The organism is Paenibacillus suaedae (assembly GCF_032337355.1).
GTDB classification, from domain to species: domain Bacteria; phylum Bacillota; class Bacilli; order Paenibacillales; family Paenibacillaceae; genus Paenibacillus_B; species Paenibacillus_B suaedae.
Map to the genome: position 1 here is coordinate 337,975 of NZ_JAVYAA010000004.1, position 14,277 is coordinate 352,251.

Here is a 14,277-nt window from a genome sequence, read left to right on the forward strand (position 1 = left end):
GACATGCTATTCAAGGAGGTTGTTATCTTGCCCTCAGGTGTAACATGCTGGGTGATTTCAAGTTGGTTGAGACGGCTTACTAGCTACAATTCGGAGCCGCTTATAATCGCCAGTCCACACACCGTTATGATACAGAGTAGGTCGGCATTTCGCTTGAACCAGTTCCATAAATCGTGGAATATCCGCTGAAGATAAGGATGAAGTAAAATCATGCGTGAAGGCATGCAGCCAATGGAGCAGACCGTTCTCACCGTCAGTCAATAACGTGGGGCGTTCGAAGTGAATCGCAGAGGTGACTTGAAATCCGGCCTGCTCAAGAACAGTGCTGTATTCGCCAATAGTCGGATAATACCAGGGATGAAGCGGCTTCGGATCGATACTGAAGTGTTGCTCTAGAACCTCCTCGATGGCTCCAACAATAACTTCCACATTCCCTTTGCCTCCAAGCTCTGCGACGAAGCGCCCGCCAGGACGTAGAGCGGTGTAGATATGGCGTGCGGCTGCTTCAGGCTTCTTTACCCAGTGGAGGGCGGCGTTCGATAATGCGGCATCAAATGATCCTGCGTAATGTCCGGGGCATTCGGCGGTGATATCCATGGGGATGAAGGTGAGGGAGGGATATTTGTTACGTGCCTGCTCAATCATGTTGACGGATTGGTCGATTCCGACTACTCTTGCCCCTGCCTCTGCCATGTTAGCTGCCAAATCGCCCGTCCCGCATCCCACATCAAGAATTCTCTCTCCTGGCTGTGGCGAGAGCCATCCTACTACATCTGTGCCATACTGCGATACAAATTGAAGCTTGCTGTCATACAGTACAGGATTCCAATGATGATCGGTTGACATTAGCAACGCCTCCTCTTTTGTTACCTTCGATAGGATCGATTGATCCACTGCAATTAGTATGACAGATGGGATGTATATAGGTGAAATATATAATATCTATAAACTTTATAGTTATTAATTATTGAAAGGCTAGGTTGTTGCAAAGTGATGGCAATCTTTGATAAATAATCTTTCATTTTGCACAAAAGAAATGGAAAAATGGACAGCTTTCCATTACATTTAAGGAAGGTGAAAAAAAGTTAGAAGAGGTGAATAGATTGGGTAAATCTTCAAAATCCAAACGTGCGAAGCAGCCTGGTCAGACTAGACCTTCAACTTCAGCATCCACTGCTGGACAATCCCGGCCAACGTCAGCTTCACGCAGCAATAAAAAGCGCAATGACCGCATCTTCATGTTCATGATTCCTGTGGCCATTGTGGTTCTGCTCGGACTTATATTTGTATTGAACAAGCAAGGGGAGCAGATCAAGCAGGATGAGGTCTTGAACAGACCCGCCGTTCAGTTCGATCTGACTGGACAGCCGACACTTGGTTCTACAGAGGCGAAGGTGTCAATTGTCGAATTCGGTGATTATAAATGCCCTGCATGTAAGGACTGGGAAACAACGGTGTTCCCGCAGTTGAAGAAGGACTTTATCGATACGGGGAAAGTGCAGTTCACCTTCATCAATTACCCGTTCATCGGCAACTCTTATTTAGCGGCGAATGCAGCAGAGGAAGTGTTCCGTCAGAAGCCGGAAGCATTCTGGCCTTATCATGAGGCAATTTATCATGCGCAGGGCAAAGAGCAAGACAATTGGGTGACAACCCCATTGCTCGTAGACCTAGCCAAGCAGGTGTCGTCAGACATCGATGTAGCGAAGTTGGAAGATGCAATTGAGAAGCAGGCGCACAAAGACGCTATCGCGCAGGATTTGAAGTTAAAGGATCTTGCGAAGGTATCAGGTACGCCATCTGTGTATGTGAATGGCAAAGAGTTTACAGGTCAATGGGACAGCTACAGTGAATTGAAAGCGTTCATCGAGAACGTATTAAATGAAGCGAAATAGCATCTACAACGAGTATACAAGCGGTAAGTGATTCGTTCGTTAATAGTGTTATTCTTTTAAATCAGGAGGTAATGATATATGTCTGTAATCCGGCGTTATGCATTATATGTTGCTTGGATCATCTCCCTGATTGCAACTTGTGGAAGCTTGTATATGAGTGAAATATTGTTGTGGGAACCGTGCAAATTGTGTTGGGTTCAGCGGATATTTATGTATCCGCTCGTCCTTGTGCTGGGGATTGCCGCATACCGCAATGACCGCAGTATCGTTCGGTATACACTCCCGCTATCGATTATCGGCGGGTCAGTATCAACCTATCATTATTTGTTGCAGAAGGTACCGGGGATGGCAAGCTTAACTCCTTGCCGCTCTGGGGTTCCGTGTAATTACGATTATATGGAAGGCTGGATTACAATTCCGTTGTTGGCGTTTATCGCATTTCTACTCATCACGATTCTGCTGATCATCGCACGCAAAAACGAGCCAGAGGAATAAGGCGTAGGGTTGTCGACGAGGTGGGGGAGAAGGAAATGATGAAATTCGGATTGCAAATGAAAATGGTAGTTGGCATGCTGGTGGTGTCGGGCGTTACCTATGCGACAAGCGGATTTTTCATCTTCGTGCTGAAGCCGTACTTAGCACCGGGAATGAATGAACTGTTGTATGACGGCATCATCTTCATGCTCGGCATATTCTGGACCTGCTTGCTAGGTTGGCTTGCAGCACGCCTCATTGTGAAGCCGATTATTCAATTGACGAAGGCGGCAGACGAGGCGGCGCAGGGAAAGTTGAATGTGAGCCTACCGTCGTACCATTTCCATGATGAGGTCAATGTTCTGATTGCTTCTTTTGGCCAAATGGTACGCAATTTGCAGCATATGATTACGGAAATTAAAAGCAGTGTTGATATTACGACGCAAAATACTTCAACATTAAGCGGTGCCATGACTCAAGCCGCTCACCAGATCGAACAAATCTCCTGCGCGGCTGACGAGATGAATCGTGGAGCGGAGCAGCAGGCGATGTGGACTGCCTCAGCAGCTGAATCGGTGGAACAGATTCACGCCTCAGCTGCTGCCGTTCAGGAAAGAGCGGAAGAGACGGAGCGTATGACTCAAGATATGCTTGGAACGCTTGCAGACAGTGAGGAGATGTTGAAGTCGATCATTGATGGCATGCTGATGGCGGCTGAATCTGGACAGGCCTCGATAGACACGGTACAGCGGCTCAGCGAGCAGGCGGAACAGATTGGAGATATTTCGACTACGGTGCGAGAAATTGCTGATCAGACGCATTTGCTTGCCCTGAATGCTTCGATTGAAGCGGCTAGAGCAGGAGAGCATGGTGCTGGATTTGCCGTCATCGCATCCCAAGTTCGGAAGCTGGCGGAGCAGAGTGCTTCTGCGGTGAATAATATTAATGACCGCATCGTTCTGATGCAGTCTCAGGTGGAGCAGGCTGTTCGCTTGATTACGAAGCAAGTCGACATCGTAAGTGTTGAAGCGGCGAAGAAGGATGAAGCTGCAAATGCCCTGAGTGCTATCGCACATGTAACGAAGCAGGCTTCGAAGGCCGTTCATGATATTGCAAGTGAAGTAGAGCAGCAGACAGAGCGCTTCGCAACTACGCTGGAGCAGACACGGAGGATGGCTTCCATTGTCAATGAGATGGCGGAAGGCACTCGTCAGGTAGCGAGTGCGACACAAGAACAGACAGCTGTCATGGAAGAAATGGCTGCCTCCTCTGATGTGCTACGAGATCAAGCGACTCGTTTGCAGGCGCAGACATCGGCATTTAAGAATTAAAATAGGAAATCGCCTAATTAATGTCAATTGAACGTAGACTTGCATCAGCCAAATGGATGCAAGTCTTTTCTTGTGACATTTGTTCATAAACTGGTATGTAAAATACATGTTCATTTGCGGCGAAATTGATATGATGGAGATATAAGTGCTTCACAATAAACGGTATAAGGCAGGAGGAGAACAAATATTGACAACGCTTTCATATGAAGGTCAGCAATTTATGCTTCAAGGCAAGCCTACACTGCTTATTTCTGGTGCTGCTCATTATTTCCGCATTGTGCCTGAATACTGGACAGATCGGCTTCGCAAGGTGAAAGCGATGGGCTGCAACTGCGTAGAGACATATATTGCTTGGAACGTGCATGAGCCGCGAGAAGGTCAGTTCAACTTCAAAGGCATGGCCGACATTGCGGAGTTTGTCCGCATTGCAGAGCGCGAAGGTCTGTACGTTATTGTGCGCCCAAGCCCTTACATATGTGCGGAATGGGAGTTCGGGGGGCTGCCGGCTTGGCTGCTGAAGGAAGATATGCGGCTGCGCTGCAGTGATCCTAGATTCCTAGAGAAGGTATCCGCATACTATGATGCCCTTCTCCCGCAATTGAAGCCGTTGCTTGCGACAGCAGGGGGGCCAATTATTGCCGTGCAAATTGAAAACGAGTACGGCAGCTATGGCAATGATCAGGCTTACTTGCAAGCTTTGCGCGGCATGTTGGTAGAACGTGGCATCGATGTCCTATTATTCACTTCAGATGGTCCTAGTGATGATATGCTGCAGGGTGGGATGGCCGATGGCGTGCTCGCGACCGTCAACTTTGGTTCGAGACCGAAGGATGCGTTTGACAAGCTGAAACAGTATCAGTCAGATGCGCCGCTTATGTGTATGGAGTATTGGAACGGTTGGTTCGATCACTGGTTCGAAGAGCATCATACGCGCAGCGCAGAAGATGCAGCGCAGGTGCTGGATGAGATGCTGGGAATGGGCGCATCGGTGAACTTCTATATGCTGCACGGGGGTACGAACTTCGGATTTGGCAGTGGAGCTAATCACGGGGGACGCTTCGAGCCAACGGTAACCAGCTATGACTATGATAGTGCGATTAGTGAAGCAGGAGATATTACACCGAAGTATCGGTTATTCCGAGAAGTAATCGGTAAATATGTATCCCTGCCTGAAGGTGACCTGCCTGAGAATACGCCGAAGAGAGCGTATGGTGAAGTTCCGGTGAACCGAGCTGTGAAGCTGTTCGATACGCTTGCGTCTATGACGGATGTGAAGATGAGTATATGCCCGGAGCCAATGGAAATGTATGATCAGAATCATGGCTTTATCTTGTACTCCACTCAAGTGTCTGGTCCACGCACAGAATGCACGCTTACGATTCAGGATGTTCACGATCGTGCTCATGTATTCTTGGATCAGAAGCTAATCGGCATAGTGGAGCGCTGGGATCCCCAGAAGCTGGTGGTGACGATTCCAGAGGGTGGAGCGCGGCTTGATATTTTTGTAGAAAATATGGGGCGTGTCAACTATGGATCAGAGCTGTATGATCGCAAAGGGATTACGCATGGCGTTCGATTGAATGGGCAATTTCTGTTCCATTGGGAAGTGCGCAGTTTGGAGTTGGAGAATCTGAATGGCTTGCAATTCAGAACAGCTGATTCTGGGTTGGAGGGAGAGCAGCCGGCATTCTACGAGGCTACGCTATCGATTCAAGAGCAGCCGCAGGATACATTTCTTCGCTTGGATGGCTGGAAGAAGGGTGTAGTGTTCGTAAATGGCTTCAATCTTGGACGTTACTGGGAAGTTGGTCCGCAGCAGACACTCTATGTTCCAGCACCGATACTCCGCCAAGGAGAAAACCAAATTGTCGTATTTGAGCTGCACACACCGGGGGACAAGCTTACTTTTGAAGCGGTTCCGTCCTTATAATGCCATATGTAGATTGTCGGAAATAGAGCAGCCTTTCTTCTTCCGAGAAGGGCTGCTCACTTATTTTGCTTCACAACAAGGTTAATTATGCCTAAGTCGATCAAAGTTAATCAAATGACCGGAAGCATGTTGTCGGCTTCAGCAGGAATGAGATCAGGGATAAGATCGATTCCGGGTTCCAGTACGGAACTAGGTTCTTCTACCACTTCGACTGTATCTTGAACGGCATCGGACAATGGTTCTGCCACTTCTTCATGATTTGGAGATCCAACGGTTGTCTGTATGAACGTTGTTACTCCTTGCCGGTAGCGTTCTTGATCAACGGAATAAGCGGTACCATGCCCGGCTCCCTCAATGAGGATCAATGAAGATGTATCATGCTTCGCTTCATGCAGTTGCTCACTCATCCATGTCGGCACGAAACGATCCTCCTTGCCATGAATGAATAAGACGGGGAGGGGGCACGTCTTCATAATTCGTAATGGGCTTACTTGCTCCATGCGGAATCCAGCCTTTCGCAGAAGCAATCGATTAATGAGTGCCATAGTAGGCCATGCAGGCATTTGATTCAGCTTCGTTACTTGATAATGAATGAGCTGTGTCAAATCGGAGTAGGGGCAGTCAGCCACAATGAATTGCACCTGTGGCCTGCGGATTGCTGCGTATTCGAGCACGGTTCCCCCACCAAGCGATTGACCATGCAATCCAATGATGCAATCCTTCCCCTTCCGTTCAACAATCCAGTCCACCCACATTTGCACATCGTATTTTTCTTTGTAGCCAAAGGTTGTGTACTTGCCTTCACTCTGACCATGCCTGCGCTGATCAATAAGTAGTACATTAAAGCCTTGCTCGGTGAACATATCCATAAATTGAGCTGACCAAGGAAGAGCTCCTGTATAGCCGTGAACAATTAGCGCAATCCGGCGTGAATTCGGAAATTTCTCCATATAATAGCCGTGCAGCTTAATGCCATCATGGCTTCGGATAGTGACTTCTTCTTTGCGGCAAGCTTCAAATTGTTCACGAGTAAAGACCCCTTGCTGTTCAAGCATCTCCAGACAGCGCTCGTAGGTGGAACATTTGGAGCGCGTCATATAGTGAACAGCATAATGGGGAATGAGCCAAGCAGACAGTAACAAAAAGATAATAATGCCAAATGCAATCGGTGTCAGCATTGCTGTCAGACCTCCAATCACGTATACATTAGTCAAGCATGTTGTCCGCGGATACGGATTAGGATGTGCAGATTGATGTCGATTTAACCGGACTCCAAGCAACCGTCTCAAGTAATGCTTCCAGTACTGAAGCATTGACCAAATAGCTGAGGAAAGATTCGTGTCATGGCTGAACGGGTAATGGGCTTATCAATATAGACTATGACCATATAAACCTGTATGTGAAGTGGTATGAATTGCAAGAGCAGGATGGATTGGATTTCGGAGCCATTGTCCGTTACAATGGAACGGGGTAAGAGAAAGAACGAACTCGAGGGTCGAATAACATTCCGAAGTGGAATTATATACATAAGAAAGCTTGAACAATGCAGCAATACAAATGACTGCTAGCTGATTATTCGTACTTTCATGAACATTACACACAGAAATGCCGCTGATTTAGCTGCAAGCCTGTGTCACATTTCGTCAAAAACGTTTATAATGATTGCATAGACAAGCCCCGCCTCTGCGGGGTGTTGCCTTGTTCTGAGCGGGAACTGAGTACGTTCTACGCCATATGCAACGAGCGAAAGGATTTGGAACAATTATGTGTGGCATTGCTGGTATATATCATTTTCATGATCAACAACCTTCTGAACAAGTAGTACGCTCGATGATGGACTTAATCCACCATCGCGGACCGAATGACGCGAAGCTGTGGATTGGCGATCGTGTTGGACTAGGCTTCCGCCGTCTGTCCATTATCGACGTCGCAGTTGGAGCGCAGCCGCTCAGCAACGAGGATGATTCGATTTGGATTATTTTCAACGGGGAGATATACAATTATCAAGAGCTGCGTGAAGATTTGATCCATCGCGGGCACCAATTCAAGACACATACGGATACAGAAGTAATTATTCATCTGTACGAAGAGCATGGTTCGAAGTGTGTGCATCATCTTCGCGGTATGTTTGGCTTCGCCATCTGGGATCGCAACAAGCAGGAGCTGTTTATTGCGCGTGACCATTTCGGGATTAAGCCTGTATATTATTATCAAAATGACGAGATGTTCGTCTTTGGTTCGGAAATTAAAAGCTTGCTGGCGGTTCCAGGTGTTCAACGCCAAGTGAACATGAACAGCTTCTATAATTATTTAACATTCCAATACGTACCTGATCCGAACACGATGTATCAAGGGATTCATAAGCTGCCACCTGCGCACTCTATCACAATCCCGTTCGGCGGGAAGCCGATCATTGAGAAGTATTGGGATCCAATGTTCGAGCCTGTTGATCGTCCATTGACACAAATTATCGAGGAAATTCGCGATGTCATGCGCGACTCCGTAGAGCACCATCTTCATAGTGAAGTGGAACGCGGCTGTTTCCTCTCCAGTGGGATTGACTCGACGATTACATCTACTTTGATGCGTTCGATGGAACCGATTAAGACATTTAGTGTCGGCTTCGAAGGTGCGAACAATGAGACGATTATTGCTCGGGATACGGCTAGACAGCTGGATACGGAGCATTATGATCGCATGATTACACAGGAGATGTACTTCGACGCAGTACCGCGGGCGATCTGGCACTTGGACGAGCCAGTAGCGGATCCATCCGCGATTGCTTTGTATGAGGTTGCTCGCTTAGCGAAAGAGCATGTCACAGTCGTATTGTCAGGTGAGGGCGCGGATGAATTGTTCGGTGGATACCGCATATATCGCGAACCGCATTCCCTTCGTTATCTGTCATGGATGCCTGAAGGCATGCAGCGTGCGATGCACAAGATGGTGCAGTCCGTTCCGTTCAACTTCTATGGCAAGAACTACTTGCTTCGTGGAACGACGCCGCTTGAAGAACGATTCCTCGGCAACGCGAACATTATGACAGATGATGCGAAGGTAGAACTGCTGCGTGCGACACAGTCCGAGATTGCTGACTTCACGAAGCCGTTTGATATCGCACGCACCTATTATGACCGTACACGCCACCTGGATCCTGTATCGCGGATGCAGTATATCGATATGAATCTGTGGATGCCTGGCGACATCCTGATGAAGGCGGATAAGCTGACGATGGCGCATTCGCTTGAACTGCGCGTTCCGTTCTTGGATCGCAAAGTATTCGACGTGGCCCGCAGCATCCCAGCCCATTACCGCATTGCAGACGGTACGACGAAATATGCGCTTCGCAAAGCGATGCAGGGCATTATCCCAGATTCGGTATTGAACCGTCCGAAGCTTGGCTTCCCGGTACCAATGCGCGACTGGCTGCGCACGGAACGTGCAAACATCATGTGGGAAGAGCTGTCCGCAAGCGGTATTGACCACCTCGTCAATTTGACGGCTGTTGAAGATATGTTCCGCCGTCACAAGAATGGACAAGGAGACTACTCCCGCAAGATTTGGACATTGCATGTGTTCGCCCTCTGGCACCGCACATACATGAAACAGCAATAAAATAGTGGATTTAGATAAGCAGCTCCTGTTAAGCAGGGGCTGTTTTTTTGCGTCCAGTTGAAAACTGGGAAAATGCAGGATATTGTAATTCCGATTAGGCAGCATGCATCACATCTCATCTCATGAAACCAACTAATAAGCTCATTAATGAAGAACGCGATTATTATCGAAAAAGGGAGAATTTTGAACGTTAGCTGACAGGTTTAACAAAACTTGTTTGGGATTATTTTCATATCCCCATTACAATCAGAGTGAATCTATAAAAATTGGAGGTTATGAACCATGCGCAATAAGTTTGTCCCGTCTATAATCATGGGACTCGTATTCCTATTAGTATTTTCAGTCTCGACAGCATTTGGAGCAAGCAGCATAGGTGATCCATCCTATAATCCAGACTACGGCTGGAAGCGTTACACCCAGTATTCTTCCGAAATTATGTATAGCGGAAATTGGTGGAATAGTGGTAATGCGAAACAAACCAGCTCCAGAAGCGCTTCAGTAAAGTTCAACTTTGTCGGCAGCTCGGTTCGCCTCATCGCACAAAATTATGGATATGGCTCCTATGATATATCCGATAACATTACAGTTATTGTTGATAAAAAACCTTACACCACGATTTCAATGAGAAATATTCCTTCTGATTACTACAATCCACGTCTGGCTTATGAATTGACAGGATTATCGAATAGCGAGCACAGTATTGAATTTATCAACCAGACCGACAAGCTTATGTTCGTCAGCGCCGTGGATGTACCATCTGACGGGCAATTGCGCCCATACAATCCAGACGCCGTGTATACGCCGAAAGTTAGTGTAACTTCTGTGACGTATACAGTGTACTTGAATCAAACGTTTGACGTCCAAATTAAGCTGGATAATGTCAAAAATATTTATGCAGAAGATGTCAGCTTAACCTATGACAAAACGCGGTTCGAGCTCGTTGATGCATACGCTGATAATAAGCTGATGATCGTCCATCAGAAGGACTCCGATGTGCTCCGCTTCATTACAGCAAGTAAGGGGCGCTATAACGGTATTAATGGCAGCAGTGTATTGTTAAATTTGAAGTTCAGAGCTACTAATTTAGGACGCGGCAAGGTTGATGTTGTAAAAGCAGTTGTTGCGGATAACGGACAGAATGAAGTAAATGTAGCTCGCGAGAACATGAACTCTTGGACGTTCACGGTGGTAGGAAGCCCTGAGTTCAGCTTGAAGCATATCGGTAAGCTTGCCTATCACTATCAAGAGGACAAGTCGATATTGCCAAGCAATATTCAAAATGTCGTGGGCGACAACGGTCCAATCGAGCAGGTTGACCTGAAGCAACTGGTCAAATCAGTGTTGTCCAACCCTTTGTATAACTAGTATCCAAACGGCAACAAACGTTGTATCAAAATGCTAAAAAAGCAGCGAGCCTATTCCACGAAGGGAACGGCTTGCTGCTTTTCCTTTGTTGCATCTATTCGCCGGTTGGCGAGAATTAATTCGAAGAAGCTTGTGGCTGTGTCATTGTATCGTCAGAGCCCTCGCCTGGCTTGCGCTTCTGCATTGCCTCACGGGAAATGCGTCCGTTGCCGATCAGCAATGCAACGAAGATACCGACCACGATGAAGCCGAGACCTGTCAAGAAGACAGTGGAGAAGGAAGCAGACCAAGCATCCTTAATCGTATTCAACACGTTCACTTTCAAGTCCTCAGGAAGCTGTTTCAGCAAATCGCTGTTAATCAGCAACTGATACAGCGTATTGGAATCTGTACCGGTCTTGCTCAGAACAGTTTGCGTTCCTGGATCAGCACTAGCAGTTGCATTCGCAATATTTGTTGCAATGACGCTGTTCATAATAACGTTGAACAAGGTTGCCCCGATCGTCGATCCGATAGAACGGAAGAACGTCGTAGCGGAAGTGACTGTACCCAGCTTTTCGCGTGGAAATGCATTCTGTACAACCAGCGTAATAATTGGCATAACCATACCGATACCAAAGCCAAGTACAACCATGAACGAATAAGCTATCCAAGTTGATGTGCTGACACCCATTGTACTCATGAGCCAGAAACCGATGGACGTAATGATCATGCCCATCGTCATAACCGCACGATAACGCATGCGCAGAACCAGCTGTCCAGCCAAGATGCTTGCAATAATCAAGGCAATCATCATTGGTGTCATCGTAGAGCCTGCTTGTGTCGGTGTTACGCCAAGCACCCCTTGCATGAACATTGGCACGAACATAATGGCACCGAACATGCCAAGACCAACGAGGAAGCCGAGTGCTACAGATACGTTGAAGATACGGCTTTTGAAGAGTGACATATCAATAATTGGTTCTGCTGCTCTGCGCTCAACGAAGACAAACAGAACGAAGAGCACCAATGCACCAGCAAACACGAGAATGCTTGTTGGAGAATCCCATGCATACTTGTTATGGTCGAGCGACAGCCCAAGCAGCAATAAGACGATACCCGGGATAAGAGTGAAAATTCCGAGCCAGTCGATCGAGATTTTTTTGCTCTTGTCTCGAGGCTCATCAATTGATTTCATGCCAATAAAGATTAAGATCGTTGACAATAAACCGAACGGAACATTAATAAGGAAAATCCAGTGCCAGCTGATATTATCAACAATAAATCCGCCAAAGAACGGACCGATGACGGAACTAAGACCGAAGATGGCCCCGAATACCCCTTGCCACTTGGCGCGTTCCTGCGGACTGAACATCATTCCAATAATCGTCTGGGACATCGGCATCAGCATACCGCCGCCGATACCTTGGATCGCCCGGTAAATAATTAACTGCTCCATATTCACTGCCGTTGCGCATAAGCCTGAACCAACAACGAAGATAAGCCATCCAGTCAGGTAGATGAATCGGCTTCCGAACAAATCCGCTAATTTCCCGGCAAGCGGGATGACTGCTGTAGAGCAGATCATATAAGCGGTTGTTACCCAAGCGAAGATGGCAAACCCATTGAGATCCTTAATTATCGTTGGCATGGCCGTGCCGACGATCGTCTGTTCCAGGGAACTGAAGAACATCCCCATAATCAGACCGAATAGTACCATATTGCGGCGAGATGCCGTATGGTCTTTCACTGTGGCCATTTATTAATCACCTTTCTTTCATGCTCGTTTATATGTTGTGTGAACGACTGACCTTCGGGTCAAAAAATAGCATGTTGATACTATAATCCCGATTGACCGCGAAGTCAATTGTTTTGGAACTAAAATATTTTTCAACATATTATGTTTGTGGTATGGTAGGAATAACGTAACAAACGATGCTGACTAGGCGGTCAAAAAGGGCTGAACCGAAAGTCATGACATACGGAGGACGGAACATGGAAGAGAAAAAACGTCTCATCATGGAAACAGCGCTCTCGCTGTTCGCTGAAAAGGGTTATCATGAAACCTCGATTCAAGAAATTGCAGAACGTATCGGAATTGCCAAGGGCTCAGTCTATTCCTTCTTTCGTTCGAAGGAAGAAATATTGTTCACAATATTCGACCATTATCATCAGATGATGTATGAATTAGCGCGGGATACACTCGCTGACAATTTGCCGGCTCGCCAGAAGCTGAACAAGCTCATTCACATTTCTCTGGAGCAGTTCGGCAGATTCAAGTTGTTCCTTACCCTGCAGCGCAAGGAAGCACACCTATATAAGAAGCGGGAAATTCGAGATATGGTTTTCGATTTCCGTGCAAAGCGCTTCTTTACCTTCCGCCAAGTGGTAGCTGAAGTTTACGGTCAGGAAGCAGAGCCTTATTGGATGGACTTAGCGACAATTATTAGTGGTATGACCATTGAGTTCATGAGTTATGCGACATTTGACCGGAAAAATGTGGACTTCGATCAAGTGTGCACCTTTATTGTAAATGTTCTGGATGCGACTGCAGAGTCACTTGTTCGCAAGCATGCCGAGCCTGTACTTACCATGGCGCTTATGAATGATTTTATGCGTTCCGGACACGTAAGCATGTCCAACTCGCAGCAACAATTGCTGGATCAAGTGTGGCTGCTGAAGGATGCAGTGATGAGTGCGCCGTTCAGCTTGAAGCAGCGTGAGGAAGCGGAGCAAGCGTACACAGCTCTAGAGTCAGAGATATTAAGGGGAAGCGGCAAAACGGTTAATGCGAGAGCAATGGCATTGTTCCTCTGCTCGATGCCGGACGATCCAATTGAGCAGGCGGCCAAGCGTATTCTAACCTTGCTGGAGCACACTTGCGAGTCAGAAGGGGATGAACGAACATGCAAGCGTGGCTGAACAGAATTGATCCGATCACGAAGGGGATATGGCTGTTCGGCACCGGTCTTGCCGTTATGATTAGCATGAAGCTAAATTGGCAGCTTGGCTGGTTCTTATCCCTGCTTATCATCGGAGTGACAGGCGCGGGGTGGTCAGGTGCGCGATGGAGAACGGTGCTCATTCTGCTGCTTGGCTTCGCTCTGCCGCTCTTTCTATTCCAGTGCCTAGTCCTGCCGGGTACCAAGATTCGGCTTACGATTCTCGGATTGAATCTGACCGAGGAAGCGTGCCGTACTTCACTCACGCTGACGCTGCGTGCATTGACGCTGTTCCTGTCGTCATTGCTATACGCTACGACTACAGAGCCGCGTGATGTTGTCACGGCGTTGTCCCATCATCTAAGGCTGCCGAATCGCTTCGCGTTCGCCGTTGCCATCGCGCTGCGCTTCGTCCCTCTTCTCGCTGAAGAAGCGCGCAATATTCGTGAGGCACAGCGGATGCGTCAGCTTACCGCGCCGCAGGGGATTGGTGAGCGAATGCGTCTAGCGGGGCAATACGTCGCTGCGGTTACGTCCAGTGCGATGCGCCGCGTTCAAAATGTAGCGACAGCAATGGAAGTGAAGCAATTCGGGGCAAGCATTGCTCGAACGTCATGGAGAACTTTGCGTTTTACTGCGCTTGGGATCAGCTTTGCGACTGTGACTGTAGGAGCTATGACCGCGACAATTCTTTTGGGTTAATAAAAAACGCACACAATATTGATAGATTTGACTTGCATTTCCAT

General features: G+C 47.5%; 11 protein-coding genes. 8 read left to right on the forward strand and 3 right to left on the reverse strand.

Annotated elements, in window-relative coordinates:
• Window positions 1-57: 57 nt before the first annotated feature.
• Window positions 58-846: a class I SAM-dependent methyltransferase gene (locus tag RQP50_RS18510; RefSeq protein WP_072731053.1), complete on the reverse strand. Its 789-nt coding sequence runs from the start codon at window positions 844-846 to the stop codon at window positions 58-60.
• Between the two features lie 248 nt (window positions 847-1,094).
• On the opposite strand from RQP50_RS18510, the gene RQP50_RS18515 reads away from it, so the two are divergent.
• The 4 genes from RQP50_RS18515 (at window position 1,095) to RQP50_RS18530 (ending at window position 5,630) form a co-directional block, all read left to right on the forward strand.
• Window positions 1,095-1,895, forward strand: a complete 801-nt coding sequence (locus tag RQP50_RS18515; RefSeq protein ID WP_315746317.1) for a DsbA family protein — start codon at window positions 1,095-1,097, stop codon at window positions 1,893-1,895.
• A gap of 78 nt (window positions 1,896-1,973) precedes the next feature.
• A complete protein-coding gene (locus RQP50_RS18520; RefSeq protein WP_072731054.1) occupies window positions 1,974-2,390 on the forward strand; it encodes a disulfide oxidoreductase in 417 nt (138 codons plus the stop codon).
• A gap of 35 nt (window positions 2,391-2,425) precedes the next feature.
• Window positions 2,426-3,700, forward strand: coding sequence for a methyl-accepting chemotaxis protein (locus RQP50_RS18525; protein ID WP_083189017.1), 1,275 nt, complete (start codon window positions 2,426-2,428; stop codon window positions 3,698-3,700).
• Between the two features lie 187 nt (window positions 3,701-3,887).
• A complete protein-coding gene (locus tag RQP50_RS18530) occupies window positions 3,888-5,630 on the forward strand; it encodes a glycoside hydrolase family 35 protein (RefSeq protein ID WP_315746318.1) in 1,743 nt (580 codons plus the stop codon).
• 110 nt (window positions 5,631-5,740) lie between these two features.
• Here the strand turns inward: RQP50_RS18530 and RQP50_RS18535 are convergent, their stop codons facing one another.
• Entirely contained in the window at window positions 5,741-6,808 is a 1,068-nt protein-coding gene (locus RQP50_RS18535) for an alpha/beta hydrolase (protein ID WP_072731055.1), read from the reverse strand.
• 586 nt (window positions 6,809-7,394) lie between these two features.
• On the opposite strand from RQP50_RS18535, the gene asnB reads away from it, so the two are divergent.
• Entirely contained in the window at window positions 7,395-9,245 is a 1,851-nt protein-coding gene (gene asnB / locus RQP50_RS18540) for an asparagine synthase (glutamine-hydrolyzing) (protein ID WP_021256184.1), read from the forward strand.
• A gap of 282 nt (window positions 9,246-9,527) precedes the next feature.
• Complete coding sequence (locus RQP50_RS18545) at window positions 9,528-10,610, forward strand: cohesin domain-containing protein (protein WP_315746319.1); 1,083 nt, start codon at window positions 9,528-9,530, stop codon at window positions 10,608-10,610.
• Between the two features lie 115 nt (window positions 10,611-10,725).
• Here RQP50_RS18545 and RQP50_RS18550 read toward each other — a convergent pair whose 3' ends face one another.
• Window positions 10,726-12,348, reverse strand: a complete 1,623-nt coding sequence (locus tag RQP50_RS18550; RefSeq protein WP_315746320.1) for an MDR family MFS transporter — start codon at window positions 12,346-12,348, stop codon at window positions 10,726-10,728.
• A 236-nt stretch (window positions 12,349-12,584) separates the two neighbouring features.
• On the opposite strand from RQP50_RS18550, the gene RQP50_RS18555 reads away from it, so the two are divergent.
• The gene (locus RQP50_RS18555) at window positions 12,585-13,511 is read left to right on the forward strand and encodes a TetR/AcrR family transcriptional regulator (protein WP_021256182.1); all 927 of its coding nucleotides are present in this window, start codon (window positions 12,585-12,587) and stop codon (window positions 13,509-13,511) included.
• Entirely contained in the window at window positions 13,496-14,233 is a 738-nt protein-coding gene (locus RQP50_RS18560) for an energy-coupling factor transporter transmembrane component T family protein (RefSeq protein WP_315746321.1), read from the forward strand. The genes RQP50_RS18555 and RQP50_RS18560 overlap by 16 nt, the downstream gene beginning before the upstream one ends.
• Window positions 14,234-14,277 lie beyond the last annotated feature (44 nt).

Coding starts and splice junctions, on each gene's coding strand:
- RQP50_RS18510 (WP_072731053.1), bottom strand. CDS start 846: ATGTCAACCGATCATCATTGGAATCCTGTACTGTATGACAGCAAGCTT.
- RQP50_RS18520 (WP_072731054.1), top strand. CDS start 1,974: ATGTCTGTAATCCGGCGTTATGCATTATATGTTGCTTGGATCATCTCC.
- RQP50_RS18525 (WP_083189017.1), top strand. CDS start 2,426: ATGATGAAATTCGGATTGCAAATGAAAATGGTAGTTGGCATGCTGGTG.
- RQP50_RS18535 (WP_072731055.1), bottom strand. CDS start 6,808: ATGCTGACACCGATTGCATTTGGCATTATTATCTTTTTGTTACTGTCT.
- asnB (WP_021256184.1), top strand. CDS start 7,395: ATGTGTGGCATTGCTGGTATATATCATTTTCATGATCAACAACCTTCT.
- RQP50_RS18545 (WP_315746319.1), top strand. CDS start 9,528: ATGCGCAATAAGTTTGTCCCGTCTATAATCATGGGACTCGTATTCCTA.
- RQP50_RS18550 (WP_315746320.1), bottom strand. CDS start 12,348: ATGGCCACAGTGAAAGACCATACGGCATCTCGCCGCAATATGGTACTA.
- RQP50_RS18555 (WP_021256182.1), top strand. CDS start 12,585: ATGGAAGAGAAAAAACGTCTCATCATGGAAACAGCGCTCTCGCTGTTC.
- RQP50_RS18560 (WP_315746321.1), top strand. CDS start 13,496: ATGCAAGCGTGGCTGAACAGAATTGATCCGATCACGAAGGGGATATGG.